Raw genomic sequence first — 25,956 nt, 5'->3', positions numbered from 1 at the left:
CCGAGCCGGTCGGACGAAGTCAAGCCGGGGCGCCCGTCTGTTGCGCCCTGTTAACTCCCCTGCCTCCCCGGACTCCCGGCTCGACCGTCGGCTCACTCCCCGGCGCGGCTCCGGCGCGAAACTCCCTCACCCCGCCTCACTCCCGCTCACCGGCCCTCGGGACGGCGCGGCACCGGTGGAGCCGTCGTGGAGTGGTCGGACGGCGTCGAGGGCGAGCCACCCGGAGGCTGCGCGGGGAAGGGCGCGGCGGAGCCGTCCACGTCGGCCGCGAGGGCCTGCTCGATCAGCGGCCCGGCCTGCTCGCCCAGGTAGCGGCCGAGCGTCTGGTAGGCGTCGAACTGCTGGTGGTTGAACCACTGGTCGCTGGTGCCGTCGTTCGGGAAGGCTCCGTTGGCCACGGCGTAGGAGTGCAGCTCGTACGGCATGTCGGCGGTCAGCACCGCCTGGAGGACGACCAGGGTGCCGTGGCGTTCGGAGTCCGGGTCGCCGTCGACGGCCGGGTAGTGGATGTCCCCGGTGATCACGCCCCGGGCCGAGAGCCGGTCGGCGAGCTGGGCCGCCAGACCCCGCAGGGGCGTGGCGACCGCGCCCCGCTCGGCGGCGCAGCTGCCGGGGATCAGCAGCTCCGGTTGGTGCAGGGTGATGACGATGCCCAGCTCCTCCCGGGCCAGGGTGATCGCGGCGGCCAGGTTGCCGGCGTAGCCGGAGTCCCCGCTGGCGTCGATGCTCACCGCTGTCCGCACCCGGTGCCGCAGCAGCTCGACCAGACCGAGGTTCTCGTAGTGCCCGCCGTCGGTGGTGAGCAGGAAGCGGTCGTCCACCGGGAACCGGCCGGTCAGCTCCCGCAGTTGGTACGGGAGCCGGCGGACGGCGGGCTGCCCGGGGCGGCGCCAGTCCGGTGTGCCGGACCAGGCCGGGCCGAGCTGCGCAGGGTTGGGCAGCCATGTGCCGAGCCGGGCGTTGGTCACCGCGAACAGCCCCTGGTAGACCCGGGACTGGCGGCCCATCGCGGCGGAGAAGGCGGCGCCGGAAACGGCCATCGCCGACTGCACGGTGAGGTCCCGGGCGATGTGCCGGCGGGTGCGCCGCTCCAGCAGGTCGGTGCGCGCGTACCCGACGTCCGGACCGCCCACGTAGTCGTGGGAGAGCGAGAAGGACACCGCCCGACGGCCGGGCGGCGTACGGGAGTTGCCGGACAGGTTGGCCGCGGCCGAGAAGATCACCTGCGGGAAGTCCGGGTGCCGGGCGGCGTAGTGGCTCAGCCAGGTCTGCTCCCGGTGGAAGTCGTACCGGCGGGCGAGGGTGCGGCCGCCCTCGGTGGCCCGGCGCACCGCGAACGCCGAGGCCAGGCGCAGCCGGTAGAACGGGTGCAGGCTCATCCAGGTCTGGTCGAGGTTGAGCCCGACCGCGCCGAGCACCAGCGGCAGCAGCACCTGGACGGCCGTAGGCCAGGCGTACCCGGTCGCGACCGCCCAGCCGAGCGCCAGCAGTGCGCCGGTCGTCAGTGTGGTGAGGGCGGCCCACACCACGAGGTACTGGGGGAGGTTGGTGGTCAGTCCGCCGCCGAAGCGGCCCGCGCCACGCAGCGCCCCGCCGAGGGAGTTCACGCCCCGGCCGATCGCCCGGCGGTCGCGCCACAGTATGCCGAGCAGCAGGGCGAGGTAGCTGAGCACCACGGTCAGGCTGAGCCCGGCGCCGGTCAGCTGCGGGCCGGCCGCCAGCGCCTGCTGGAGCCGGACCGCGCCCCAGGCCAGGCCCGGCACTGCCAGCACCCCGGCGGCCAGCAGCCCGGCCAGGGCGAGCGCGGCGTAGTTGAGCCGGCGCAGCGCGCGTGGCAGCAGTGCGTGCCAGCCGAGTGGCGGGAAGGCCAGCAGCCACAGCAGCCAGCACCCGGCAGCGGCCGCCAGCAGCGTGCCGAGGGCGGCCAGCGCGGGCGTCCGGAACGCCAGGGAGCCCGGTACGGCGCCGGGGTGGCGCAGGCCGGCGGACGCCAGGGCGTCCAGGTCGGTGAGCGGGACGGCGTGGTAGAAGCGGCTGAGGCCGAGGCCGAGCACCAGGACGGCGGCCAGCAGCAGGGTGAGCGCGGACAGCACGCCGCGCAGGAGCGTGCCGAGGGCGACCAGCCACTCCCCGGCGCCGTCGGCGATGTACTTGCTGTGGCGGCGGAGGTGGTCCTCCTCCGGGGAGCCGGGCTCCATCACGGTGTCGGCCGTCAGGCCCGAGACGGCGCGCACAGGGCTGCCGGGCGCGGAGTCACTGAGCGCGAGCTGCAGCGCGCCCACGGTGTAGCCGCCGCCCGAGACGGAGACCAGGTAGCGCGCGCGTTTCAGCCACGGGCGCAGGGCCTGGAGCGCGCCGAGCGTGACGCAGGCCGAGCGGATCCCGCCGCCGGAGGCGCAGAAGCCCAGCTCGGCGGGCTCGCGGCCGGGCGGCACCCGGCCGGCGTCCCGCCAGTGGGTGTGGGCGCCGGGGGCGTCGGCCACCGGCGGTTCCTGGTGCCGCGCTCCGCGCGGCGGCCGGCCGTGCCGCGGGGCCACCGGCCACGGTGGGATGAGCGCCGGGCGCTGGGGGTCGGCGTCGTCGGCGGGCTTCGCGGCCGGGGGCCGCAGGCCGCGCACCGCCCGGGCGGCCGTCACCGACAGCAGGCCCGCGGCGGCCACTGCGGCGGGCAGGAGCAGCAGCCAGGCGACGGTGGCCAGCGCCGCCGCCACCGCGAAGGGGGTGTCGGATCCGCCGTGGTCGAGCCCGAGGCGCAGCAGGACGTTCGCCCCGAGGTCGCAGGCCGCGGCGAGCAGCCCGGCGGCTCCGACCGCGAGTGCCGGGCCGAGCCGGAGCCGCCGCCCGAGCACGTACCCGCCCAGCAGCGCGGCGGCCACCAGCGTCAGCCCGTAGCCGCCGATCAGCCAGGGCTCGGCGCGCAGGGCGGTCCGGTACGCCGCGGAGCGGCCACCGACGACCGCCTCGGCGGCCGCCCGGGAACCGGCCAGTTGCAGGGCGGTCAGTCCGGTCCGCGATGCCGGTGCCCGGCTCAGCAGGAGGCCGAGGGCGAGCGGCAGCAGGGCGCCGAGGGCGAGCAGCAGGCCCGCCCAGGCGGGCAGGGCGGGCGGCCGCCCCGCCGGGCCGTCGCCCCCGGTCGTTGCGGTCGTTCCGCTCGCGTCCGTCGTTCCGCTCGCGTCGGTCGTTCCGCTCGCGTCCGTCGTTCCGACCGGCGCCGACGCGCCCGTCGGTGCCGTGGTGTCCGCCGTACGCTCCTCGTGCCCCTCGACCGCTGCCATCCGTACCACCCCCGTTCGGCCTTCGTGTCGACCGCCGACCCTCGTGCCTGATCCCCGAAGTCTCTCCGCTCCAGCAGGAGATGACGCCTCGTCGAAGCTTCCACGCGCGTCTTACCCTGCCCTGGCCGGTTCCGCACCCCCGGTGACTGCTTTCACTCGAATGAGTAAGGAGGTCACTTCCGGGGTAGATGAGCGTTTCATCCCACCCAGGACCGTCCGCGTGTCTGCTCGACGAGATCGCCCGAGACGCGTTTCCGCCAACGTATTGTCAGGCCACCGAGGCCGGGCCTACCGTCTACAGATCGCTTTCTACGCACGTAGACCCATCATGTAGACCCCTGCGGTTCCCCGAGCGGACCCTCAGGGTGAGACCTGCCCCGTCAACCCTCAGACCGCGGGCCCGGCTTCAGCGCCGGGACGCGGAGTTGCGGAGGTACCCATGTCGCAGATCGTCCGTGCCGCGCTCGTCCAGACCCGCTGGACCGGCGACCAGGAGAGCATGATCGCGCTCCACGAGCGGTACGCCCGCGAGGCCGCCGGCCAGGGCGCGAAGATCATCGGCTTCCAGGAGGTCTTCAACTCCCCGTACTTCTGCCAGGTCCAGGAGCCCGAGCACTACCGCTGGGCCGAGGCCGTCCCGGACGGCCCGACCGTGCGCCGGATGCAGGACCTCGCCCGGGAGCTCGGCCTGGTGATCGTCGTGCCGGTCTACGAGGAGGAGCAGACCGGGGTGTACTACAACACCGCCGCGGTGATCGACGCGGACGGCAGCTACCTCGGCAAGTACCGCAAGCACCACATCCCGCAGGTCAAGGGCTTCTGGGAGAAGTACTACTTCAAGCCCGGCAACCTCGGTTGGCCCGTCTTCGACACCGCCGTCGGCAAGGTCGGCGTCTACATCTGCTACGACCGGCACTTCCCCGAGGGGTGGCGCGCCCTGGGCCTGGCCGGTGCGCAGATCGTCTACAACCCCTCGGCCACCAGTCGCGGCCTGTCCGCCTACCTGTGGCAGCTCGAACAGCCCGCCGCCGCCGTCGCCAACGAGTACTTCGTCGCCGCCATCAACCGGGTCGGCACCGAGGAGTACGGCGACAACGACTTCTACGGCACCTCCTACTTCGTCGACCCGCGCGGCCAGTTCGTCGGCGACGTCGCCTCCGACAAGGAGGACGAACTCGTCATCCGCGACCTCGACCTCGGCCTGATCGAACAGGTCCGCCAGCAGTGGGCGTTCTACCGCGACCGCCGGCCCGACGCCTACGGGCCGCTCGCCGAGGCCTGAGGAGCGCCGCGATGACCACCCGCGACCCGCAGCAGCGCACCGTCGTCCGCGGCGGCCTCGTCATCACCGCCACCGACGAACTCCACGCCGACGTCCTGATCGAGGGCGAGCGCGTGGCCGCCCTGGCCGCCACCGGCAGCACCGCCGCCGAGGCCTGGACCGCCGACACCGTCATCGACGCCACCGGCCACTACGTCATCCCGGGCGGCGTCGACGCCCACACCCACATGGAGCTGCCGTTCGGCGGCACCGCGGCCTCCGACACCTTCGAGACCGGCACCCGCGCCGCCGCCTGGGGCGGCACCACCACCATCGTCGACTTCGCCGTCCAGCCCGTCGGGGGTGCCCTGCGCGAGGGCCTGGACACCTGGCACGCCAAGTCCGAGGGCAACTGCGCGATCGACTACGCCTTCCACACCATCGTCTCGGACGTCAACGACGCCGTCCTCAAGGAGATGGACGCGCTGGTCGACTCCGGCGAATCCACCTCCTTCAAGCTCTTCATGGCCTACCCCGGCGTCTTCTACAGCGACGACGGCCGCATCCTGCGCGCCATGCAGCGCGGGGCGGCCAACGGCGGGCTGATCATGATGCACGCCGAGAACGGCATCGCCATCGACGTCCTGGTCGAACAGGCCCTCGCCGCCGGCCGCACCGCCCCGCGCTTCCACGGCGAGGTCCGGCGCGAACTGCTGGAGGCCGAGGCCACCCACCGGGCGATCAAGCTCGCCCAGGTGGCAGGCAGCCCGCTCTACGTCGTTCACGTCTCCGCCGCCTCCGCGCTCGACGAACTCGCCCGGGCCCGCGACACCGGGCTCAACGTCTTCGGCGAGACCTGTCCGCAGTACCTCTTCCTCTCCACCGACAACCTCGCCGAGCAGGGCGCGGACGGCTTCGAGGGTGCCAAGTACGTGTGCAGCACGCCACTTCGGCCGCGCGAGCACCAGGAGGCGCTCTGGCGGGGTCTGCGCACCAACGACCTCCAGGTGGTCTCCACCGACCACTGCCCGTTCTGCTACGTCGGGCAGAAGGAACTCGGCCGCGGCGACTTCTCGAAGATCCCCAACGGCCTCCCGGGCGTGGAGAACCGGATGGACCTGCTGCACCAGGCCGTGGTGGACGGGCACATCAGCCGGCGCCGCTGGGTCGAGATCGCCTGCACCACCCCGGCCCGGATGTTCGGGCTGCACCCGCGCAAGGGCACCATCGCGCCGGGCGCGGACGCCGACCTCGTCGTCTACGACCCCACCGCCGTGCAGACCGTCTCCGCCGCCACCCACCACATGAACGTGGACTACTCGGCCTACGAGGGCCGCCGACTCACCGGCCGGGCGCGGACGGTGCTCTCGCGCGGCACCGTGGTGCTGGACGACGGCCGCTGGCTCGGCCGGGCCGGGCACGGCACCTTCCTGCGCCGCGACACCTGCCAGTACCTGACCTGACCTGATCCCTCTCCCGCGTCGGATCCCTTTCCCGCGTCGGATCCGCTTCCCACGTCGGATCCCCCTTTCCCGGACCCGGACCCGGGGCCGCGGCACGCGGTGTGCGTGCCGGCCCCGGGCCTGCCCTCCCACCCCTCTCCCCGGAGCCACCCATGGACATCGGCCTCGTCCTGCAGACCGACCCGCCCGCCCGCCTGCTCATCGACCGGATGATCCACGCCGAGCGGGCCGGGTTCAGCCACGGCTGGACCTTCGACTCCTGCGTGCTGTGGCAGGAGCCCTTCGTCATCTACAGCCGCATCCTCGCCGAGACCGAGCGACTGACCGTCGGCCCGATGGTCACCAACCCGTCCACCCGCACCTGGGAGGTCACCGCCTCCCTGTTCGCCACGCTCAACGACATGTACGGCAACCGCACGGTCTGCGGGATCGGCCGCGGCGACTCCGCGATGCGGGTCGCCGGACGCCGCCCCGCCACCCTCGACCGGCTCTCCCAAGCCATGCACGCCGTCAAGGAGTTGGCCGAAGGACGCACCGTCGAGGTGGACGGCACCGAGATGCACCTGCCGTGGGTCGGCCCCGGCGCCTCACTGCCGATCTGGATGGGCGCGTACGGGCCCAAGGCGCTGGCACTGACCGGACGTCAGGCGGACGGTTTCATCCTGCAGTTGGCCGACCCGTACCTCACCGAGTACATGGTCAAGGCGGTCCGGAGGGCGGCCGTCGAGGCGGGTCGGGACCCGGCCTCGGTCACCATCTGCGTGGCCGCACCCGCGTACGTCACCGCGGACGACTCGCCCGCCGCGCTCGCCCACGCCCGCGAGCAGTGTCGCTGGTTCGGCGGGATGGTCGGCAACCACGTCGCCGACCTGGTCAGCCACTACGGTGAGCACTCCGACCTGGTGCCCGAGGCGCTCACCGACTACATCAAGGACCGCCAGGGCTACGACTACAGCCACCACGGCCGGGCCGGGAACCCCGACACGGCCTTCGTCCCGGACGAGATCGTCGACCGCTTCTGCCTGATCGGGCCGGTGGAGGCCCAGCGTGCCCGGCTCGCCGACCTCCGTTCGCTCGGCGTGGACCAGTTCGCCGTCTACGCCATGCACGACGCGGTCGAGGCCACCATCGACGCATACGGAACGGACGTCATCCCCCACCTCTGATCCGCACTGCGGCAGAAGGGAGTTGCCCATGTCCGACACCGCGACCGGCGGCGGAAGACAGCGACAGCACCCCGACGGCCGGGTCGAACTCGACCCGGCCGAGGGGGCGTTGCCGTCCAACGGTTTCACCAGTGACGACCTCCGGCCGGTCCCGGTGCGGCGGCGCACGTGGACCACCTACAACTTCCTCGCGCTCTGGGTCGGCATGGCCCACAACATCCCGTCCTGGACGCTGGCTTCGGGCCTGGTCGCGATCGGCATGGACTGGAAGCAGGCGGTGCTGACCATCGCGCTCGCCAATCTGATCGTGCTCGCGCCGATGCTCCTCACCGGGCACGCGGGCACCAAGTACGGCGTCCCGTTCCCGGTGTTCGCCCGGGCCTCGTTCGGACTGCGCGGCGCCAACCTGCCCGCGCTCATACGGGCGGCCGTGGCCTGCGCCTGGTTCGGCATCCAGACCTGGATCGGCGGCGAGGGGATCTTCCTGCTGGCGGGCAAGCTGCTCGGAGGATCCTGGCTCACGGCGACGGAGTTCGGCGGCTACCCGTGGACGCAGTGGGCCTCCTTCCTGCTGTTCTGGCTGGTCGAGATGGTCATCATCGCCCGGGGGATGGAGGCGCTGCGGCGCTTCGAGAACTGGGCGGCGCCGTTCGTCATCGTCGGAGCGCTCGCCCTGCTGGTGTGGATCGGGGTCAAGGCGGGCGGGCTGGGGCCGTTGCTCGACCAGCCGTCCCAACTGGGCTGGGGCGGCGGGTTCTGGCAGGTCTTCTTCCCGTCACTGATGGGGATGATCGGGTTCTGGTCCACGCTGGCGCTCAACATCCCCGACTTCACCCGCTTCGGCGGCAGCCAGCGAGCCCAGATCCGCGGCCAGGCGCTCGGCCTGCCGACGACGATGACGCTCTTCGCACTGCTGTCCGTGCTGGTCACCTCGGGTTCGGAGGCGGTGTACGGCGAGCCGGTGTGGGACCCGATCAGGCTCGCCGCGAAGATGGAGAGCCCGGTGGCCATCCTGTTCGCCCTGGTGACCGTCCTGGTCGCGACGCTATCGGTGAACATCGCCGCCAACGTGGTCTCACCGGCCTACGACCTGACCAACCTGGTGCCCCGCTTCGTCAACTTCCGCACCGGGGCACTGATCACGGGCGTGGTCGGGATCGCGATCTTCCCCTGGAAGCTGACCGCAGACCCGCACGTCTACATCTACGTCTGGCTGGGCGTGGTCGGTGGCCTGCTCGGAACGGTCGCCGGGGTGCTGATCGCCGACTACTGGGTGCTGCGCCGCACCCGGCTGCGACTGGCCGATCTCTACCAGCCGTTCGGCGCTTACTGGTACGCGGCAGGCTGGAACTGGCGGGCGGTCACCGCGCTGCTGGCCGGCGGCTTGTTGGCGGTCGGAGGCTCGTACTCCGGCGTCGACGACCACGGCGCGAAGCAGGGGCCCTTCCCGGTGGACGGCGTGATCCCCTTCCTCAAGCCCCTTGCCGACTACGGCTGGGCGGTCGGCTTCGCCTCGGCCTCGGTGGTGTATCTGGCACTCAGCGGGTTGCGGCTCGGGCGGCGGAGCGCGGCGAACAGGTGACAGGTGACGGGTAACGGATGACGGCGAACGGACAACAGATGAGGGCGAACGGATGACAGAAGTTGAAATCTGTCATCCGTTCGCCCTCATCTGTTCGCGGCCTCCACCGCAGCCCGGACCTTGACCGCGCCGTCCTCGGTGACGAGGTCGGCGGCGGACTGGGCACGGGTGCGGTAGCGGGGTGGACCGGTAGTGGGCGGAACTCCAGCCTGGCGGCCGGGTCGTCACGATCAGTCCGCCCGGGTCCCGCCCGGGCAGCAGCAGCTTGGCCAGGGCTCCGGCCACCAGACCCAGCACGATCCACGCGATGATGCTCATCCGACCCATCCCTCCCGTCCGTGGCACGGCGGCCCCGTCCCGCGCGCGCCCTGCCCCGAAGGACGCAGCCCCCGCCCGCCCGGTTCCGACCGGCCCGGCCCGGCGGCGCGATCCGGCCACCCGGAGCCGACCGCTCCGCGCGCGGCATCCTTCCGACCGGAGGTACCCGCCGAAATGCTGCGGCCGTGCGCATCCTGATCGGCACCGCCGGCCCCGGGGCGACGCGGCGCGCTTCACCACCTTCGCCGCCTCGTTACGGATCGGGATCGCCGGCTCCTTCGTCGGCGGCTGGATCGCGTCGCACTTCATGCACCGGTCGATCACGGCGCGCTTCTTCGACGGGCCGACCTGGGTGTCCGCGATCGGCGGCGCGCTGGTGCTGTTGGTCGTCTACCGGCTGCTGTTCGGCAACTCGCGCCGCTGACAGGATCGTCTGAACGGTTCGACGGGCCGGTCTCCCGGGTGAGGGGGCCGGCCGTCGGCGTACTCCGGTCCATCGAGTCGTCTACACGTCGGCGACCCAGCCGGGCAGGTCCTCGCAGGCGGCGAGCCAGGGGGCCGGGACGTCCGTGAGCCCGGTGCGGGCGGCGACCACGCCGGCGGCGATGGCGCAGGTGGTGTCCATGTCGCCCCAGCCGTCCAGGGTGTGCCAGATCGCCTCGGGCAGCGAGTCCAGGTGCCCGGCGGCGGACCAGAGGGCGAACGGGACGGTGTCCGGGGCGGAGATCATCAGCCCCGAGCCGAGCACGGTGGCGGCGTGCCGGATGCTGGTGTGCGCCGGCAGCCGGGCGGCGATCCGCAGGCCGGAGCGGACGTCACTGTCCGGCAGCCGGTCGGCCACCTCGGTGAGTAGTTCGGCCCGGCCGGGCGGACGCCCGGCCCGGCTCCGGACGGCGAGCGCCGCGGCGAGCGCGACCGCCACCGCACCGGCCACCGCCTCCGGGTGGAAGTGGGTGGTGAGCGTCTGGAGTTCGGCTTGCCGGGCGACCTCGTCCAAGTCCTCGGCGAACCAGGCGCCCAGCGGGGCGACCCGCATCGCGGCGCCGTTCCCGTACGAGCCCTGGCCTTCGAACTGGACCGAGGTGATGGCGCGCCAGTCCCCGCCGGCGCCGATCCCGCGCAGCACCCGGTGCATCGACGGACCGTAGTTGCGCTGGTACTCGCGGGCGTACTCGGACGCGAACTCCCCGGCCAGCGCGTCCTGCCGGACCTCGCCGTGGACGGTGAGGTGGTGGACGAGGACCAGGGCCATCGCGGTGTCGTCCGTCCAGTGCCAGGGTGCCGGGCGGACCAGGCGTGCGGCCATGGCGGCGGGCGCCTCGTCGACCGGGAGGGAGAACCACCGGTCGCCGAAGGCGTCGCCGAGCGCGAGCCCCCGCAGGCTGTCCAGAACCGGGCCGGCCGCACGCATGTCATCCTCCAAGTGAGATCAACCGTGGGCGCAGTCTGCCCGGGACGCCGGGGCGCCGGCCACCGGATTACGCTCTCCGGCCGTCGGCGCCCCGCCGCGACAGCTGCCGCTCACTTGGCCTTCAGGCCGCCGAGAACCAGCTTCCAGACGGCCTTGAAGCGCTCGTCCGCGGTCGGCTCGGACCAGGTGGACGCGTAGGCGGGATCGTGGAAGGGGGCGGTGGCGTCGAAGACCGCGCGGGCGGTGGTGAGGATGTGGGCGAGCTTGAACTCCTTGGCGTCCACGCCGTCCTGGAAGATCTCGGCGATCTGCCTGACCAGCGTGTCGATGTGCGCGTCGACGGTACTGCTGTTCTCCTCGACGAGCACCATGTAGGTGGCGAACAGCTCCGGGTCGTCCAGCGCCTTCTTCCGCTTGGCCGCGAACAGCGTGGTCAGCCAGCGTTCGAGGCGCTCGGTGGCGCTGCCGGCGTTGTTCATGACGGCCTTCAGCTCGAAGTGCGCCTGGTCGAGCCAGCGCTGGGTGACCGCCTCGCGCAGGGCCGCCTTGCTGGGGAAGTGGCGGTAGACGCTGCTGTGGCTGACGCCGAGTTCCCGGGCGACGTCCACGACGGTGGCCTTGGCCGGGCCGAACCGCCGGAGGACTTCCTCCGCCGCGATCAGGATCTGCTCGGCGGTGAGTGCGGTGTCCGTGGTCACGGGGGCCGTCCTTAGGGTCGTGCGGTCGGGTGGCGCGGAGGGTTTCCGCTGGTCAGCGTGGGCTCGGTCAGCGTTCGCTGTCCAGGCGCGCCATCTGCGCGGCAGCGTACCGGTCGCCTGCTGCGGCGCCGGCGGGGACGGCGGCCTCGATGGCGGTGAGGTCGGCCGGGGTCAGGGTGACGTCCAGCGAGCCGAGGGCCTCGGCCAGCCGGTTCCGGCGGCGGGCGCCGACCAGCGGGACGATGTCCTCGCCGCGCGAGGACACCCAGGCGATGGCGACCTGGGCGACGCTGGCCCCCTTCGCGTCGGCGACCGCGCGCAGCGCCTCGACCAGTGCGAGGTTGTGGGCCAGGTTGTCGCCCTGGAAGCGGGGGCTGTCGCCGCGGAAGTCGGTGCCGGCGAGCGGGCGGTCCGGGTCCCAGTGGCCGCTGAGCAGGCCGCGCGAGAGCACGCCGTACGCGGTGATGCCGATGCCGAGTTCGCGGGCGGTGGGCAGGATGGCCGCCTCGATCGAGCGGGTGAGCAGCGAGTACTCGATCTGCAGGTCGCTGATCGGGTGGACGGCGGCGGCGCGGCGCAGCGTGTCGGCACCGACCTCGGACAGCCCGATGTGGCGGACGTAACCGGCCTTCACCAGGTCCGCGATGGCGCCGACGGTCTCCTCGATCGGGACCTTCGGGTCGAGGCGGGCCGGCCGGTAGACGTCGACGTGGTCGGTGCGCAGCCGGCGAAGGGTGTAGGTGAGCGCGCTCTTGGTGGCGGCCGGGCTGGTGTCGTAGCCGAGCCACTGGCCGTCCGGGCCGCGCTGGGCGCCGAACTTCACGCTGATCTGCACGTTCTCGCGGTCGCGGCCGCGCAGGGCCTCGTGGATCAGCAGTTCGTTGTGGCCCATGCCGTAGAAGTCGCCGGTGTCGAGGAGGGTGACTCCGGCGTCGAGCGCGGCGTGGATGGTGGCGATGCTCTCGGCCTCGTCGGCAGGGCCGTAGAGGTCGGACATGCCCATGCAGCCGAGGCCGAGGGCGGAGGTAACCGGTCCGGAGGCGCCGAGGCGGCGCTGGACGGGGCGGGTGGTCGAGGCCATGGGAGCTCCAGGGGCGGGTGCGGCGCCGGGGTGGCGGGGGCGGTGTGACCCGGGTCTCACTATGGCACGACAGCGAACAGATTTCAAAATCTGTTCGCTGTCTTTTGTCATTTGTTCGCACCGGATCCTTGGCGGGGCGGCTTCCTTCGCCGGGGCCGTTCCGGGTCAGTTGTGGTTGCTGCCACCGGGGGCGGCTGCTGCGACTGGGAGTGGCTTCCGTCAGGCGGACGGCTCCGGTGAGCGCAGCAGATGGGCGCGGGCGGGCGGCAGGTTGCGCCACACCGTGCGCTCGTCCAGCCCGTACGCCGCCTCGAAGTGGTGCAGCAGTCGCACCAATGCCCGGTGGCGGGCGCCCCGGCGGGGCCCCGAGGTGAGCGTGCGAGCCGTCGTGGTGCCGAGGTAGCCGAAGTAGGTCAGCTCGCCCCCCGGGGGGTCGGCAGCCGCAGGTGGAGGTCAAGGACGTTCCGGACCAGGGCCGGCTCGAAGTTGGTGAACGGCAGCCCGGTCACGATCACGTCGTACCGCCCGCCGCCGCGCTCACCGTCCTGGTCCACGCCTTCGACGGCCTCCGGCAACTCCTCCACCCGGCACGCCGACAGTCGCAGTCCGATTCCCGGGTGGCGTGCGGCGAGGACCGGATCCTCGCGCAGCCGGTCGGTGAACCGCGGGTTCGCCTCGACCACGTGCAGCCGGTCGCCAGGGCGCAGCACCCGGGCCAGCCGGCGGGTCACCACGCCCGTCCCGGTGCCGACCTCCAGCACGGAGATCGGCCGGTTCGGGCGACTGGTGGCCGGTACCACCAGCGCGTTCACCAGATCGGGCCCGCTCGGCGCCAGGGCGCCGGTGTCGTGGAAGGCGCGCAGCGCCTCGGCCAGGAACAGCAGGCGGTCCCCGCCGTTCGGCGGAACGTGCGAACTGTGGTGCCGTGGAGGGGAGTCGGCTGCGGAGTGGAGCTGTTCGGCTGTCATGTCATCGACGCTAGGGAGGCCGCGGCGCGCCTGAATCGGCCGGTGAGCAGCGCCGACCCCCGACGAAAGTCGAGGGTGTGGCTACCCGGTAGGAGGGGGCAGCGGGCCGGTGCCCGCCCGTAGCATCGAGCGAACGGACGTGAAGGGGCGGGCACGGACGCGAACTGGCACGCATGGACGCGAACTGGCGCCAGCGGGCAGGGTGGAGCGGACGGGAGAAGCTGGATGCGCACAGGCCTGCTCGGCTGGTACGGCCCGGACGGTCGGTCCTGGCTCGATAGTCTGCTGCTGCTCGGCATCCTCCTGCTCACCATCGAGGAGGGTGCCTTCCAGTGGCTGCACGCCGATGGCCCGCTGCGCCCGTACCGGACCGTGGTGGCCGGGCTCGCCGCGCTCTCGCTGCTGTTCGCCCGTCGTTACCCGGCCACCTCGGCCGTCCTGCCGGTGCTCACGAGCAGTCTGTTCAACCGGGCCTTTCCCGGCCTGTTCGGCGCCGCCCACCTCGCCTCCCTGGGTCGGACCGGTCCGGCGGTGACCGCAGGCGCGGTCATCGTGCTGGTCAGCGCGGCCCGGGCCGATTCCTTGGCCCTGGGCGGGCACCGTCGGCTCCCAACTCCTGCTTCAAACGGCCGTGTTGTCCTTCGGCCTGTGGCTGAACGGCCGCCGGATGCTGATCCGCGCGCTGTCCGAGCAGGTCGAGACCCCGCGCCGGGAACGAGAGTTGCGGGCGGAGCAGGCGTGGTCCGCCGAACGTGCCCGGATCGCCCGGGAGATGCACGACGTGCTGGCCCACCGGCTGAGCCTGCTGGTGCTGCACGCCGGAGTGCTGCGCGACCAGGCCCGGGCAGGTACGGTCCTTGCCGACCAGGATCGGCTCACCCATCGGCTCGAACTGCTGCGCACCACCGCCGCGCGGTCGCTCGACGACCTGCGCGACGTCCTGGGCGCCCTGCGGGCCGATCCGCCGGAGCGGTCCGTCGTCGAGGCTGAACCGCCCGTTCCCGCCGGTTCCATGGCCGCCGGTTCCATGGCCGCCGGTCACGTGCTCGCCGGACCCGTCGCCGCCCGTCCGGCACGCGTTCCGGCGCCCCGCCCTGCGCGACCTCACCGACCTGGTCGGCGAGGCGAACCAGGCCGGGCAGCAGGTGGAACTCGCCCTCACCGGCGACCCGGAGGCCGTACCCACCACCCACCGGCTCGCCGTCCACCGGGTCGTGCAGGAGGCGCTGACCAACGCCCGCAAGCACGTGCACACCGCGCGCGTCACCGTCCGGGTCGGCTACGGCACGCCGGCGACCACCGTCGAGGTCCGCAACGGCCCCGGTGAGGTCCCGCCCAACGGGCCGGGCGCGGGCGGCGGATACGGGCTGGTGGGGCTCGGCGAACGGGTCGGTGCGCTCGGAGGACACCTGGACGCGGGCCCGGACGGCGCCGGTGGCTTCCGACTCTCCGCCCGGCGGCCCGCGCCGGCCCGCCCGCAGCCCCCGCCTCAACCGTCCCCGCACCCGGAGCCCCCGCCTCCACTGCCCCCGCACCCGGAGCCCCCGCACCCGGAGGACGCCGCATGATCCGCACGATGGTGGTCGACGACGATGCGCTGGTGCGCCTCGGGCTGGTCGACCTCCTCGCCCAGGACCCGGCGCTGACCGTGGTGGCCGAGGCCGCCGACGGTCTGCAGGCCGTCGAGCTCGCCCGCGGCCGCCGGATCGACGTCGTGCTGATGGACATCCGGATGCCCGGGCTCGACGGAATCGCAGCCACCCGGCGCCTGCGCAAACTCCCCGACGGCCCGCGGGTGATCGCGCTCACCACCTTCGACCTGGACGAGTACGTGTACCAGGCGCTCGCCGCCGGGGCCGACGGCTTCCTGCTCAAGGACACTCCGCCCGCCGAGACCGCCCGGGCCGTGCACGTGGTCGCCTCCGGGCAGGGGATGCTGCACCCCTCGGCCGCGCGGCGGCTGATCGACCGGTACCACCGGGTCGGCGCGCCCCGGGCGGTGGCCGCCCGGCGCCGGATCGCCGGGCTCACCCCGCGCGAGAGCGACGTGCTTGCGCGAACTCGTCGGCGCTCGAGGTGGCCAACCGGGTCCAGGCCGCGCTGCTCGCGCGCGATGCGGGGCTGGTCGGGGACGGCGCCTGACGACGGGCGCTCGCGAGGGCAGGGCGGGGCGCAGCGTGGGACGGCGTTCACGCGGATGTTTCCCGGAGGTCGGTTCGGGCCGCGCCGCGGGCTTCCCTGAGCCGTCGCGTGCCTCCGGTTGGTACTGCCCGTTGAGGCCGTTGTCACCCATCCGGCGTGGAAATGCCGTGCCTTGCCGGTTTGCGCTGCCGAACCCGGGCCGCGGGTCCATGGTGGAGATGGGCGTGATCCGGCGACCGCGCCCGCGCGCCGATCCTGGCCCGCGCGCCGAGCGCCCGCCGCTTCCTCCGACGGGCGACCGAGGCCGGGGCCCGTACCGGCACGCTGGGAACAGGGCCACCTCGCAGGGAACCGAACGGTTCTTCTAGGCTCACATCTCGGCTTCCCTGCGGCGGTCCGGCACTGCGCCCGCCGCGAGGAAGCCGCCGTGCACGGGGCTCCGGGCGGACCGGGGCACCGGATCGAGCGAGGAGGACGCAATGCCAAGCACGCCGCCCAGCCGTTCCACCGCACTTGGGCCAGACGGGCCGTTCCGACGGGCCGTCCGGCCTCCGGGCCGACGGGTGCGGTCCGGTCGGGCCTGGTACCCGGGCGGGATCGGTCGGCCGGTCCGGCCGCTGAATACCGGCTGCGGCCGCGGAGGCGAGCGTTGAGTCCCCATATCGTCGGGTCGCCGGCCACGCCGGGTGCCGCCGCGGAACCCGACCGCGCACCCGTCGCGGTTGCGGCCGCCGCCGACGGTGAAGCCCTGGTTGCCACGGCCGGCCCCGCTGCCAGTCATGCTGCCGGTCCTGCCAACTCCGTTACCACCGCTGCCGCGGGCGCCGTCACCTCCGGTACCACCGCCGCGCTGCCCGGGCTGCCGCAGGCGCTGAGCGCGCGGGCCCGTACCCTCGCGGGTGCCGTCCGGCGGCGCTGCGCGGACCTGGCCCGGATCGAGTCGCCGAGCGGCGACGCACCCCGACTCGACGCTCTCGCCGAGGAGTTGGCCGCCGGTTTCCGTGCCACCGGGGCCACCGCCCGCCGCGAACCAGGGCCGGCCGGTGACCACCTGGTGATCGAGTGGCAGGGCCGGGACGAGTCCCTGCCACACCTGCTGGTCGTCGGCCACCACGACACCGTCTGGCCGGTCGGTACCCTGGCGGACTGGCCGGTGGCCGAGCAGGACGGGCGGCTCACCGGGCCCGGAGTGGTCGACATGAAGGGCGGACTCGCCGTCCTGGAGGGCGCGTTGGCGCTGCTCGCGGACTTGGGGCAGCGGCCGCACCGCACCGTGCGGCTGGTCGTGGTGTCCGATGAGGAGGTCGGCAGTCCGGACGGGCGCCGCCTGGTCGAGCGCCAACTGCGCGGTGCGGCAGCGGTCCTGGGGCTGGAGCCGCCGCATCCGGACGGGCGGCTGAAGACCGCGCGGCGCGGCAGCACCCGGGTGCGCCTCACCGTCACCGGGCGGGAGGCTCACGCGGGCAACGACGCCCACGACGGGGTGTCGGCGGTGGACGAGCTGGTCGACCAGCTGGTGCTCGTCCGCGGCCTCGCGGGACAGCCCGGCACAGAGCTCAACGCCGGTCGGATCAGCGGTGGTTCGCGGGCCAACGTGATCGCCGGGCGGGCCGAGGCCGAACTCGGCCTGCGATTCTCCACCGTCGAGGCGCAGCGCCGCACGTTGGACAACCTCGCCCGACTGACCGCGCTGCGGCCGGGTGCGCGGGTGCGTACGGAGGTGCTGTCCAGTCGACCGGCCTGGCCCGAGCGGACGGGCAATCCGCTGCTGCGGCACGTGCGTTCGCTCGCCGCGGTGCTCGGGCAGCAACTGGACGGCGCCCCGGCGGGCGGGGCCGGGGACACCAACCTGCCCGGGTCGCGCGGCCTGCCGACGCTGGACGGCTTCGGCGCGGTGGGTGCCGGTGCGCACGCCCGGCACGAGTACATCCGGCTGGACCAGCTCGCTCCGCGGATCGCCCTGCTGGCGGCACTGCTGGCCGTTCCACTGCCCCGGCTTCGGGACCGCGGGGAGGGATGAGCCGAGGCGGCCGGCGGGTCGGAGGCTGACGGAAGGTGGCTGACGGCTGACGGCTGACAGATAACAGAAGACAGATAACAGCCAACGGATAACAGCTGACAGATTTCAGTTTCTGTCAGCTGTTATCCGTTTTCCCCACTCCCTTGCCATCCCTCCGCCCCGCCGCGCAGAATGGTACCGACCGAACGGTCAGTCGGTTGGTGCCCCGGCGCCAGCGCGGGCAGATCCAGCAGGAACACGAGAGGGGACCGTGGTGACAGCAGAGGTGGCCGAGGCGGTCCCGGCGCAGACGCCGGAGGACCGGTTCGACGCGGTGATCGCCGCAGAGCAGCGGATCGAGCCCAGGGACTGGATGCCCGATGCCTACCGGGCCACCCTGATCCGCCAGATCGCCCAGCACGCCCACTCCGAGATCATCGGCATGCAGCCCGAGGGTAACTGGCTCACCCGGGCCCCCTCGCTGCGGCGCAAGGCCATCCTGCTGGCCAAGGCCCAGGACGAGGCGGGCCACGGCCTCTACCTCTACGCGGCCGCCGAGACCCTCGGCGTCGACCGCGCGGAGCTCACCGAGAAGCTGATCAGCGGCCGCCAGAAGTACTCCTCGATCTTCAACTACCCCACCCTCACCTTCGCCGACGTCGGCGTGATCGGCTGGCTGGTGGACGGCGCCGCGATCTGCAACCAGGTCCCGCTCTGCCGCTGCAGCTACGGCCCGTACGCCCGCGCGATGGTGCGGATCTGCAAGGAGGAGTCCTTCCACCAGCGGCAGGGCTACGAACTCCTGATGACCCTGATGCGCGGCACCGAGGCCCAGCGCCGGATGGTCCAGGACGCGGTCGACCGCTGGTGGTGGCCGTCGCTGATGATGTTCGGCCCCTCGGACGCCGACTCGCCGAACACCGCCCGCTCGATGGCCTGGCGGATCAAGCGCCACACCAACGACGAGCTCCGCCAGCGCTTCGTCGACATGACCGTCCCGCAGGCCGAGCACCTGGGCGTCACCCTCCCCGACCCCGAGCTGCGCTGGAACGAGGAGCGCGGCGGCTGGGACTTCGGCGAGCCGGACTGGTCCGAGCTGACCAGGGTCATCCACGGCCAGGGCCCGTGCAACGCCCAGCGGGTGGACCGCCGCCGGGCCGCCCACGAGGACGGCGCCTGGGTGCGCGAGGCGGCCGTCGCCTACGCCGCCAAGCGCGCCGCCGAACAAGCCGCGCCCGCCGGGCGGCACACCCCCGAACAGGAGAACTGAACGTGACCGAGTCCAAGGCCGGCTGGCCGCTGTACGAGGTGTTCGTCCGCCCCCGGCGCGGCCTGAACCACGTCCACGTCGGCTCGCTGCACGCCTCCGACGACCGGATGGCCCTGCTCGCCGCCCGTGACCTGTACACCCGCCGCAACGAGGGCGTCAGCCTCTGGGTGGTCCGCTCCGACGCCATCACCGCCTCCACCCCGGACGAGCGCGACCCGTTCTTCGAGCCCAGCGGTGACAAGGTCTACCGCCACCCGACCTTCTACGACATCCCCGAGGATGTCCCGCACATCTGACGGGGGAGCCACCGTGCACGACCACACCACGTCCACCACCGAGGACGACCACGTCTACCTGAGCCTCGCCGGAGCCACCCCCGGCCCCGAGGGCGAGGGCCGCTGGGCGTACGGGACGGGCTTCGCCGACCCGCTGCTCGGCGTGGACACCGCTCTGCCCGCCGGCCTGGCCGGCGACGACCTCGCCGCCTACTGCCAGATGCTCGGCGACGACGCCCTCGTGCTGGCCCAGCGGCTGATCGAGTGGTGCACCCGGGCGCCCGAGCTGGAGGAGGAGGTCGCGCTCGCCAACCTCGGCCTCGACCTGCTCGGCCAGGCCCGGCTGCTGCTCACCCGGGCCGGTCAGGCGGACGGTTCCGGCCGCACCGAGGACGACCTGGCGTACTGGCGGGAGGAACACGAGTTCCGCAACGTCCGCATGGTGGAGACACCGAACGGCGACTTCGCGTACTCGGTCGCCCGCCTGCTGCTGTTCTCGACCGCCCGCGGCGCGCTGTACGAGGCGCTGGCCGCGCACCCCGACCCGGTGCTGGCGGCGGTCGCCGCCCGGGGCGTCAAGGAGCTGGCGTACCACCGCGAGTACGCCACCGCCTGGACGCTGCGGCTCGGCGACGGCACGTCGTACTCGGCGGAGCGGATGCAGGCCGGCCTGGACGCGGTCTGGCCGCTGCTGGAGGAACTGTTCACCGCGCACCCCGTGGAGCTGCGGGCCGGCGTCGACCCGGCGCAGCTGCGCGAACCGGTGCTGCGCGAGCTGGCCGCCGTGATCGCCGAGGCCGGGCTGACCGTGCCGGACGTCCCGCCGCTGGCCACCGTGCTGGGCCGGGCCGGCCGGGACGGCGTGCACACCGAGGCGCTCGGCCCGCTGCTCGCCGAACTGCAGGTGGTGGCCCGGGCCCACCCGGGGGCGACGTGGTGACCGGCACCACGGGGGCCGTCGGCACCGTCGGCACCGTCCGAGACCTGGCCTGGTCGGTCGCCGCGGCCGTCCCGGACCCCGAGCTGCCCATGCTCACCCTGGCTGACCTGGGCGTACTGGCCGAGGTCGAGGTGGACGGCGGCAGCGGCACGGTCACCGCCTGGCTGACCCCGACCTACTCGGGCTGCCCGGCCGTCGCCGAGATGGCCGCCGACGTCGACCGCCGGCTGCGTGCCGCCGGGTACCCGGACGTCCGGGTGCGGCTACGGCTGGACCCGCCGTGGTCCACCGACCTGATCACCGCCGAGGGCCGCCGCAAGCTCGCCGAGGCGGGCATCGCCCCGCCGCGTCCGACCTCGGCCGTCGCGTCGGCCCTCGGGCCGGTCCCGCTCACCCTCGGCCCCACCCGCACGGGAGCCGTGGCCCCCGTGCCCTGCCCGCACTGCGGCGGCACCGACACCGAGGAGCTGTCCCGCTTCGGCTCCACCGCCTGCAAGGCGCTCTGGCGCTGCCGCGCCTGCCGCGAGCCGTTCGAACGCGTCAAGGAGATCTGAGAATGCCCGCCGCTTCGCCCGCTGCCGCCTCGCCCGCCTCCGCCGCCTCGTCGGCCGCTTCCGCGGCTTCCACCGATCCCGCGGCCACCGGTCCCGCGTCGTCCGCGGATGCCGTCCGCCCGGCCCGCCGCCCGACCTTCCACTCGTTGCGGATCGACCGGGTGGAGCGGCTGTGCGAGGACGCGGTGGCGGTGACCTTCGCGGTGCCGGACGGCCTGGCGGCCGCGTACGCGTTCCGGCCCGGGCAGACCCTGACCCTGCGCAAGGTGGTGGACGGCGTCGACGAGCGCCGCTCGTACTCGATCTGCGCCCCCGTCGGCGGGCCGCTGCGGATCGCCGTCCGCGAGGTGCCCGGCGGGCTGTTCTCGCGCTGGCTGGTGCGCGAGGCCCGGCCCGGCGAGGAGGTCGAGGTGCTGACCCCGTCCGGCCTGTTCACCCCCGAACTCGGCGTCCCCGCCGACCACGTGCTGCTCGCGGCCGGATCCGGCATCACCCCGATGCTGTCGATCGCCGCCTCGGTGCTGGCCGCCGACCGCCGCTCCACCGTCACCCTGCTCTACGGCAACCGGCGCAGCGACACCGTGATGTTCGCGGACGAGCTGGCCGACCTCAAGGACCGCTACCTCGGCCGGTTCCAGCTGGTGCACGTGCTCTCCCGGGAGACCAGGGATGCCGAACTGCTCAGCGGACGGCTCGACCCCGAACGGGTCCGTGCCCTGCTGACCGCCCTGGTGGACGTCGGCGGGGTCGGGCACTGGTGGCTGTGCGGCCCGTTCGGCATGGTTGCCGGGGCGAAGGACCTGCTCGCCGAACTGGAGGTGCCGGCCGAGCGGGTGCACCAGGAGCTGTTCCACGCCGAGGACGAGCCGCTCGTCGAGCGCGACGAGGACTGGGACCGCGCGGACGGCGACTCCGAAGGCGCACCCGGCGAGCGCAGCGAGGTCACCGTCGTCCTCGACGGGCGCGGCAGCACCCTGACCCTCCCGCGCGACCGCTCCATCCTGGACGGCGCCCAGCGCTCCCGCCCCGATCTGCCGTTCGCCTGCAAGGGCGGGGTCTGTGGCACCTGCCGGGCCCAGGTCACCGAGGGCGAGGTGGAGATGCGCCGCAACTTCGCGCTGGAGGAGAAGGAACTGGCGGCCGGCTACGTCCTCACCTGCCAGGCCCGCCCGCTCACCGACCGGGTCACGGTCGACTACGACCGCTGAGCCCCGGGGTTCAGACGGCGGCGGGGACCTGGGCGTGCTCCTCGGCGGGCTCGTTCGCGGTCCCCTTCGCTGTCGCCTTCGCCGTTCCCGCCGCGGTTCCCGCCGCAGTTCCCTTCGCCGGGTCCCCGAGCAGCTTGACCAGGTCGTTGACGGCGGCGCGGCCGGCCCGGTTGGCACCGATGGTGCTGGCGGACGGGCCGTAGCCGACCAGGTGGACGCGCGGGTCGGCGGTGGCGCGGGTGCCGGTGAGCGCGATGCCCCCGCCGGGGGAGCGCAGGCCGAGCGGGGCGAGGTGGCCCACCTCGGGGCGGAAGCCGGTCGCCCAGACGATCGCGTCCACCGCCGACTCCTCGTCGCCCCAGGCCACCCCGTGCTCGGTGAGCCGGTCGAACATCGGCTGGCGGTGCAGCGCACCCAGCTCCTGGGCACGGCGGTAGGCGACGGAGGGGCCGAGGCCGGTCACGCTCACCACGCTGCGCACCGGTAGTCCCTGACGGACCCGTTCCTCGACCTTGGCGACCACCGCGCGACCGTATTCGGGGGTGAACGGGCCCTCGTGGTGGACGGGTTCCGAGCGGGTGACCCAGAGCGTCTCGCCGACCGCCGCCACCTCCGACAGCACCTGGATCGCCGAGGCGCCGCCGCCCACCACCAGGACGCGCTTCCCGGTGAACTCCTCGGGGCCGCGGTACTCGGCGTAGTGCAGCTGACGGCCCGCGAAGTGACCCGGGTAGTGCGGGAGGAACGGGCGGGTCCAGGTACCGGTGGCGTTGATCAGCGCGCGGGCGGACCACGTGCCGTGGTCGGTCTCGACCAGCAGCCGGGAATCGGGCCACTCGGACTCGGCGCGTACGGCGCGGACTGTGACCGGGCGTACGACCGGGAGCGCGTGCCGGACCTCGTACGCCGTGAAGTACCCCGGCACCACCTCGCGCGCGCGGGCCTCGGGGTCGGGCGTCGGGAGCTCGGCGTCCGGGAGGTTGTGGAAGCCGTGGACGGTGGCCATCCGCAGTGACGGTGAGCGGTGCGCCCACGCGCCGCCGGGGGTGGCGTCGGCGTCGAGCACGACGAAGCCGCCGTCGACTCCCTCCCGGTAGGGGGCGAAGCCGCGGCGGCGGAGGTGGTAGGCGGCGGAGAGGCCCGCTTGCCCGGCGCCGACCACCAGGACGTCCACGCGGCGTTGTCCGTCGTTGGTTGCACCGTAAACAGTCACGCTCATGAAACATGGCGGGACGGACGGCTGTTCCCGTGACGGGCCGGGCTCCGGCGCGAGGAAAAACGGGCGGGAGGCGGGAGGCGGGAGGCGGGAGGCGCGGAGGCCTCAGCCGATCGGGGAGATCACCGCGGCGGTGCCGTACGCGCACACCTCGGTGCCGACGTCGGCAGCGTCGGTGACGTCGAAGCGCATCATCAGGACGGCGTTGCCGCCGCGCGCCCTGGTCTGCTCGATCAGCCGCTGCATCGCCTCGTTGCGGCTCTCGACCAGGGTCTTCGTCAGACCGCGCAGTTCACCGCCGATCAGGGACTTCAGCCCGGCGCCGATCTGGCTGCCGATGTGCCGGCTGCGGACGGTCAGTCCGAAGACCTCACCGATCACGTGGTCGACCCGGAAACCGGGGATGTCGTTGGTAGTCACGACCAGGACGTCGGCGTTCGGGCCCTGCCCGCCGCCGTGCTCGTTGATGTCAGCCATGGGGCTCATCCTGCCGGGGTGGTGCGTCCGAGTGACAGAGGCACGGCGGGGAGGTGGCCGAGAAGGTCTCCGCAAGCTGGTCCGGACCGGTGATCGGGCGGCGGAAAAGCCGTACCGTAGCCCCATGGGCGAGCGAAGCGATCATCCGCAGGGGCCGGGCGCGGCGGAGTACTCCGGCGCGCCGGAGATCGAGGCGACCGTGGTGCTGGGCCTGCGGATCACCGACTGGCCGGCGCTGCGCGCGGCCGCGATCAGGGCCGTCGAGGAACTGGACTTCGAGGGCATCGACCCGGCGGGCCAGCGCCGTGAACTGCTGCGCGAGGTCGCCGAGGACGCCAATGCGGCGCTCGGAGCGCTGCTGCACCCCGACCGGCTGGTCGCCGCGGTCCCCGGGGTCGAGGCGATCGGCGGCACCCTGGAGATCAGCGTCACCGAGGACTTCACGCCGGACTTCGCCGAACTGTTCCCGCTGGACGGCGAGGACGAGGACGGTGGCGCGGGCGCGGACTGGACGCTCACCCCGCGCACCGCCTGCCTGCTGCACGCCCAGCTGCTCGGCCTGGCCGACGCCGCCTACGACGACCTCGACGAACACGGGGACGAACCCGTGGTCGACGGCGAGGACGTGGACTGGACGGTCTTCGCCCGGCTGCCCCAGCGCACCTGGCGGCTCCACCGGGGCTGGCGGCGTGCGATGGCCCGCGCCTTCGACGACCTGGCCGACGACCTCGCCCTCGGCGAGTGGCCGCTGCCACGCTGCCTGGCGGAGGAGATCGCGCTGCGGATGGCGCTGGTGGACGCCCGGACACTGCTCGGCTCCCAGCCGGAGTCGGTGGCCGACATGATGGGCGACCTGCCGGCCGACCTGTACGACTACGACTGGGACGGCTGCCACGACGAGCTGTTCGGCGTGTACGGGCCGGACGACGGGGACCCGGAACTCGGTGCGGAGCAGCGGACGGAGCTGTTGCTGGCGGCCACGCATCCCGAGGGGTGGTTCCTGATGTACGAGGACGCGGAGGAGCGGGATCCGCAGCGCGGGTACCGGCGCTGAGCGGGCGTCGGCTCATGCGGCGGCTCGCTGTCCGGGCGGGGTGGCGGGTGGGCGGCTAGGCTGCGGGCATGTCCGATGTGTCTGGTGTGAGAGGTATGCCCCGGGGAGAGCTGGGGAGGTCGGCGGAGCCGGGGGAGCCGGGGGAGCCGGGGGAGCCGGGTCCGGAGGAGCTGGCGCTCGGGCGGATCGAGCTCGGGCTGGACGGTGTGCGGGCGGCGCAGCGCGGGCGGACCGCCGAGGCGCGGGCCAGTTTCGAGGCCCTGTGGGAGGAGCTGGGGGAACGGGACGTCTTCCACCGCTGCGTCCTGGCGCACTATCTGGCCGACTTGCAGGACGACCCCCGGGCCGAGTTGGAATGGGACCGGCGGGCCCTCGCGGCGGCCGACTCGCTGACCGCCGAGCGCGCCGCGACGTACGAGTCGGCCCTCCAGGTGCGGGCGTTCTACCCCTCGCTGCACCTCAACCTGGCCTCCGACCACCTCAAGCTCGGTGAGCCCGACCTCGCGCGCGAGCAGCTCGAACGGGCGGTGCGCAGCCTGGATGCCCTGCCGGAGGACGCGTACGGCGCGGGGATCCGGTCGGCGGTGGACGAGCTGCGGCAGCGGCTGCGCTGAGCCCGGCCGTCGGCGGGGGGCAGGCGGTGTGGAGAGCGGACTGAGCGGAGCGGACCCGGGGTTAACGGGCGGTGGGCCGGGGGTGGACCGGGCCGGTGGGGGCGGGGCTGGCATGCTGGACGGGTGACTTCTCCGTTCGATGCCCCGGCAGCCGCTTCCGCCCCCGATGGCGTTCCCGACCCCGCGGACCGCGACGCGCTGCCCCAGTACGTGCTGCCGCTGGTCGTCCGCCTGGAGCGGGTCGCGCCGCCCGGACGGACGGACGGGCTGGAGACCTCGGCGCGGGCGGTGCTGACGCTGCTCGCCGATCCCCGGGTGACCGAGGTGGACGGCGAGTGGGCGGAGCGGGTCGCGGCCTGGGAGGACGCCCGGATCCGCAAGGTGGTCCGACGGGCTCGCGGCGGGGAGTGGCGTCGGGCCGGGGAGCTGCCGGGCATCACGGTGCGGGGGCGGGAGGCGGAGGTGCGGGTGTTCCCGCCGATCCCGCTGGACGGCTGGCCGAAGGACCTGGCCAAGCTTCAGGTCTCCGGGACGGACCTGGAGGAGACCGCCGAGGTCGGCGCGCCCGGGCCGGGGGTGCCGGTGCTGTGGCTCAACCCGGAACTGGAGATGAGCGCGGGTAAGACGATGGCCCAGACCGGGCATGCGGCGCAGCTCGCCTGGTGGCGGCTGGACGCGGCGCAGCGCAAGGAGTGGGCGGAGTCGGACTTCGCGCTCGCGGTCCGCACGGCTGCGCCGGAGGCGTGGGAGGAGCTGGTCCGCAGCGGGCTGCCGGTGGTCCAGGACGCGGGCTTCACGGAGATCGCACCCGGCAGCTGCACGGTGATCGCGGAGCACCCGGCGCTGCGGTGACGGCCGGGCTGCTGACGGCGAACAGGGAACAGCGAACAGCTGACGGATAACAGATGACAGCAGACAGATGACAGATTACGAAATCTGTTATCTGTCCGCGTCCGTTGACTTCCCGCCCCGCCCCGCCCCCGG

The 25,956-nt window shown here is 73.4% G+C and carries 21 protein-coding genes and 4 pseudogenes; 17 read left to right on the top strand and 8 right to left on the bottom strand.

All coding sequences use genetic code 11. The annotated features are described in order from the left end of the window. Positions 1 to 146 precede the first annotated feature (146 nt). Positions 147 to 3,275 (bottom strand): hypothetical protein, encoded by a 3,129-nt coding sequence (locus ACH4J0_RS07100; RefSeq protein WP_396237047.1) that lies wholly within the window; start codon positions 3,273 to 3,275, stop codon positions 147 to 149. Between the two features lie 439 nt (positions 3,276 to 3,714). Here ACH4J0_RS07100 and ACH4J0_RS07095 point away from each other — a divergent pair, with 439 nt between their 5' ends. The 4 genes from ACH4J0_RS07095 to ACH4J0_RS07080 all read left to right on the top strand — a co-directional run bounded on the left by ACH4J0_RS07095 (position 3,715) and on the right by ACH4J0_RS07080 (position 8,747). Then, positions 3,715 to 4,557 carry a nitrilase-related carbon-nitrogen hydrolase gene (locus tag ACH4J0_RS07095; protein WP_396237045.1) on the top strand — a complete coding sequence of 281 codons (843 nt, stop codon included), beginning with the start codon at positions 3,715 to 3,717 and terminating at the stop codon, positions 4,555 to 4,557. Positions 4,558 to 4,568: 11 nt separating this feature from the next. Beyond that, positions 4,569 to 5,999: a dihydropyrimidinase gene (hydA, locus tag ACH4J0_RS07090; protein ID WP_396237043.1), complete on the top strand. Its 1,431-nt coding sequence runs from the start codon at positions 4,569 to 4,571 to the stop codon at positions 5,997 to 5,999. Between the two features lie 152 nt (positions 6,000 to 6,151). Continuing rightward, on the top strand, positions 6,152 to 7,165 hold the full coding sequence (locus ACH4J0_RS07085) for a TIGR03842 family LLM class F420-dependent oxidoreductase (protein WP_396237041.1): 1,014 nt from the start codon (positions 6,152 to 6,154) through the stop codon (positions 7,163 to 7,165). Between the two features lie 28 nt (positions 7,166 to 7,193). Next, positions 7,194 to 8,747 (top strand): NCS1 family nucleobase:cation symporter-1, encoded by a 1,554-nt coding sequence (locus ACH4J0_RS07080; protein WP_396237039.1) that lies wholly within the window; start codon positions 7,194 to 7,196, stop codon positions 8,745 to 8,747. Between the two features lie 174 nt (positions 8,748 to 8,921). On the opposite strand, the pseudogene ACH4J0_RS07075 reads toward ACH4J0_RS07080, so the two are convergent. After that, positions 8,922 to 9,065: pseudogene (locus ACH4J0_RS07075) on the bottom strand (GlsB/YeaQ/YmgE family stress response membrane protein); the annotation flags it as partial. 259 nt (positions 9,066 to 9,324) lie between these two features. On the opposite strand from ACH4J0_RS07075, the pseudogene ACH4J0_RS07070 reads away from it, so the two are divergent. Next, a pseudogene (locus ACH4J0_RS07070) lies at positions 9,325 to 9,489 on the top strand (GlsB/YeaQ/YmgE family stress response membrane protein); the annotation flags it as partial. Between the two features lie 81 nt (positions 9,490 to 9,570). On the opposite strand, the gene ACH4J0_RS07065 reads toward ACH4J0_RS07070, so the two are convergent. The 4 genes from ACH4J0_RS07065 to ACH4J0_RS07050 all read right to left on the bottom strand — a co-directional run bounded on the left by ACH4J0_RS07065 (position 9,571) and on the right by ACH4J0_RS07050 (position 13,223). After that, complete coding sequence (locus ACH4J0_RS07065; protein ID WP_396237037.1) at positions 9,571 to 10,476, bottom strand: ADP-ribosylglycohydrolase family protein; 906 nt, start codon at positions 10,474 to 10,476, stop codon at positions 9,571 to 9,573. 110 nt (positions 10,477 to 10,586) lie between these two features. After that, the gene (locus ACH4J0_RS07060) at positions 10,587 to 11,174 is read right to left on the bottom strand and encodes a TetR family transcriptional regulator (RefSeq protein WP_396237035.1); all 588 of its coding nucleotides are present in this window, start codon (positions 11,172 to 11,174) and stop codon (positions 10,587 to 10,589) included. A 67-nt stretch (positions 11,175 to 11,241) separates the two neighbouring features. Next, on the bottom strand, positions 11,242 to 12,255 hold the full coding sequence (locus ACH4J0_RS07055; protein WP_396237033.1) for an aldo/keto reductase: 1,014 nt from the start codon (positions 12,253 to 12,255) through the stop codon (positions 11,242 to 11,244). 413 nt (positions 12,256 to 12,668) lie between these two features. Next, positions 12,669 to 13,223, bottom strand: coding sequence for a hypothetical protein (locus ACH4J0_RS07050; protein ID WP_396237031.1), 555 nt, complete (start codon positions 13,221 to 13,223; stop codon positions 12,669 to 12,671). A 667-nt stretch (positions 13,224 to 13,890) separates the two neighbouring features. Between ACH4J0_RS07050 and ACH4J0_RS07045 the strand changes: the two are divergent. The 9 genes and pseudogenes from ACH4J0_RS07045 to paaE all read left to right on the top strand — a co-directional run. Further along, a pseudogene (locus ACH4J0_RS07045) lies at positions 13,891 to 14,121 on the top strand (histidine kinase); the annotation flags it as partial. Positions 14,122 to 14,368: 247 nt separating this feature from the next. Continuing rightward, positions 14,369 to 14,791, top strand: a complete 423-nt coding sequence (locus ACH4J0_RS07040; protein ID WP_396237504.1) for a hypothetical protein — start codon at positions 14,369 to 14,371, stop codon at positions 14,789 to 14,791. Continuing rightward, positions 14,788 to 15,365 (top strand): annotated as a pseudogene (locus ACH4J0_RS07035) (response regulator transcription factor). The gene ACH4J0_RS07040 and the pseudogene ACH4J0_RS07035 overlap by 4 nt, the downstream one beginning before the upstream one ends. A 649-nt stretch (positions 15,366 to 16,014) precedes the next feature. Next, a complete protein-coding gene (locus tag ACH4J0_RS07030; RefSeq protein WP_396237029.1) occupies positions 16,015 to 17,385 on the top strand; it encodes a M20 family metallopeptidase in 1,371 nt (456 codons plus the stop codon). 250 nt (positions 17,386 to 17,635) lie between these two features. Next, a complete protein-coding gene (gene paaA / locus ACH4J0_RS07025) occupies positions 17,636 to 18,634 on the top strand; it encodes a 1,2-phenylacetyl-CoA epoxidase subunit PaaA (RefSeq protein WP_396237027.1) in 999 nt (332 codons plus the stop codon). A gap of 2 nt (positions 18,635 to 18,636) precedes the next feature. Further along, a complete protein-coding gene (paaB, locus tag ACH4J0_RS07020; protein WP_030234269.1) occupies positions 18,637 to 18,930 on the top strand; it encodes a 1,2-phenylacetyl-CoA epoxidase subunit PaaB in 294 nt (97 codons plus the stop codon). Continuing rightward, positions 18,914 to 19,849 carry a 1,2-phenylacetyl-CoA epoxidase subunit PaaC gene (gene paaC, locus ACH4J0_RS07015; RefSeq protein ID WP_396237024.1) on the top strand — a complete coding sequence of 312 codons (936 nt, stop codon included), beginning with the start codon at positions 18,914 to 18,916 and terminating at the stop codon, positions 19,847 to 19,849. The genes paaB and paaC overlap by 17 nt, the downstream gene beginning before the upstream one ends. Further along, the gene (gene paaD / locus ACH4J0_RS07010) at positions 19,846 to 20,403 is read left to right on the top strand and encodes a 1,2-phenylacetyl-CoA epoxidase subunit PaaD (RefSeq protein WP_396237022.1); all 558 of its coding nucleotides are present in this window, start codon (positions 19,846 to 19,848) and stop codon (positions 20,401 to 20,403) included. The genes paaC and paaD overlap by 4 nt, the downstream gene beginning before the upstream one ends. 2 nt (positions 20,404 to 20,405) lie before the next feature. Next, a complete protein-coding gene (gene paaE / locus ACH4J0_RS07005; RefSeq protein ID WP_396237020.1) occupies positions 20,406 to 21,611 on the top strand; it encodes a 1,2-phenylacetyl-CoA epoxidase subunit PaaE in 1,206 nt (401 codons plus the stop codon). 10 nt (positions 21,612 to 21,621) lie between these two features. Here the strand turns inward: paaE and ACH4J0_RS07000 are convergent, their stop codons facing one another. Continuing rightward, positions 21,622 to 22,830, bottom strand: coding sequence for an NAD(P)-binding domain-containing protein (locus tag ACH4J0_RS07000; protein WP_396237018.1), 1,209 nt, complete (start codon positions 22,828 to 22,830; stop codon positions 21,622 to 21,624). Between the two features lie 102 nt (positions 22,831 to 22,932). Beyond that, the gene (locus ACH4J0_RS06995; RefSeq protein WP_396237016.1) at positions 22,933 to 23,304 is read right to left on the bottom strand and encodes a YbjQ family protein; all 372 of its coding nucleotides are present in this window, start codon (positions 23,302 to 23,304) and stop codon (positions 22,933 to 22,935) included. A 124-nt stretch (positions 23,305 to 23,428) separates the two neighbouring features. On the opposite strand from ACH4J0_RS06995, the gene ACH4J0_RS06990 reads away from it, so the two are divergent. From ACH4J0_RS06990 to ACH4J0_RS06980, 3 genes are all read left to right on the top strand, one after another. Then, positions 23,429 to 24,358: a hypothetical protein gene (locus ACH4J0_RS06990; RefSeq protein ID WP_396237014.1), complete on the top strand. Its 930-nt coding sequence runs from the start codon at positions 23,429 to 23,431 to the stop codon at positions 24,356 to 24,358. A gap of 68 nt (positions 24,359 to 24,426) precedes the next feature. Beyond that, the gene (locus ACH4J0_RS06985; RefSeq protein WP_396237012.1) at positions 24,427 to 24,972 is read left to right on the top strand and encodes a hypothetical protein; all 546 of its coding nucleotides are present in this window, start codon (positions 24,427 to 24,429) and stop codon (positions 24,970 to 24,972) included. Positions 24,973 to 25,095: 123 nt separating this feature from the next. Further along, positions 25,096 to 25,824, top strand: a complete 729-nt coding sequence (locus ACH4J0_RS06980; RefSeq protein WP_396237010.1) for an aminoacyl-tRNA hydrolase — start codon at positions 25,096 to 25,098, stop codon at positions 25,822 to 25,824. Positions 25,825 to 25,956 lie beyond the last annotated feature (132 nt).

It is taken from the genome of Kitasatospora sp. NPDC017646 (genome assembly GCF_044329365.1).
In the GTDB taxonomy this organism is placed as follows: Bacteria; Actinomycetota; Actinomycetes; order Streptomycetales; family Streptomycetaceae; genus Kitasatospora.
This window is presented reverse-complemented; position numbering and strand designations above follow the sequence as displayed.

Coding starts and splice junctions, on each gene's coding strand:
- ACH4J0_RS07100 (WP_396237047.1), bottom strand. CDS start 3,275: ATGGCAGCGGTCGAGGGGCACGAGGAGCGTACGGCGGACACCACGGCA.
- ACH4J0_RS07095 (WP_396237045.1), top strand. CDS start 3,715: ATGTCGCAGATCGTCCGTGCCGCGCTCGTCCAGACCCGCTGGACCGGC.
- hydA (WP_396237043.1), top strand. CDS start 4,569: ATGACCACCCGCGACCCGCAGCAGCGCACCGTCGTCCGCGGCGGCCTC.
- ACH4J0_RS07085 (WP_396237041.1), top strand. CDS start 6,152: ATGGACATCGGCCTCGTCCTGCAGACCGACCCGCCCGCCCGCCTGCTC.
- ACH4J0_RS07080 (WP_396237039.1), top strand. CDS start 7,194: ATGTCCGACACCGCGACCGGCGGCGGAAGACAGCGACAGCACCCCGAC.
- ACH4J0_RS07065 (WP_396237037.1), bottom strand. CDS start 10,476: ATGCGTGCGGCCGGCCCGGTTCTGGACAGCCTGCGGGGGCTCGCGCTC.
- ACH4J0_RS07055 (WP_396237033.1), bottom strand. CDS start 12,255: ATGGCCTCGACCACCCGCCCCGTCCAGCGCCGCCTCGGCGCCTCCGGA.
- ACH4J0_RS07050 (WP_396237031.1), bottom strand. CDS start 13,223: ATGACAGCCGAACAGCTCCACTCCGCAGCCGACTCCCCTCCACGGCAC.
- paaC (WP_396237024.1), top strand. CDS start 18,914: ATGTCCCGCACATCTGACGGGGGAGCCACCGTGCACGACCACACCACG.
- paaE (WP_396237020.1), top strand. CDS start 20,406: ATGCCCGCCGCTTCGCCCGCTGCCGCCTCGCCCGCCTCCGCCGCCTCG.
- ACH4J0_RS07000 (WP_396237018.1), bottom strand. CDS start 22,830: ATGAGCGTGACTGTTTACGGTGCAACCAACGACGGACAACGCCGCGTG.
- ACH4J0_RS06995 (WP_396237016.1), bottom strand. CDS start 23,304: ATGGCTGACATCAACGAGCACGGCGGCGGGCAGGGCCCGAACGCCGAC.
- ACH4J0_RS06990 (WP_396237014.1), top strand. CDS start 23,429: ATGGGCGAGCGAAGCGATCATCCGCAGGGGCCGGGCGCGGCGGAGTAC.
- ACH4J0_RS06985 (WP_396237012.1), top strand. CDS start 24,427: ATGTCCGATGTGTCTGGTGTGAGAGGTATGCCCCGGGGAGAGCTGGGG.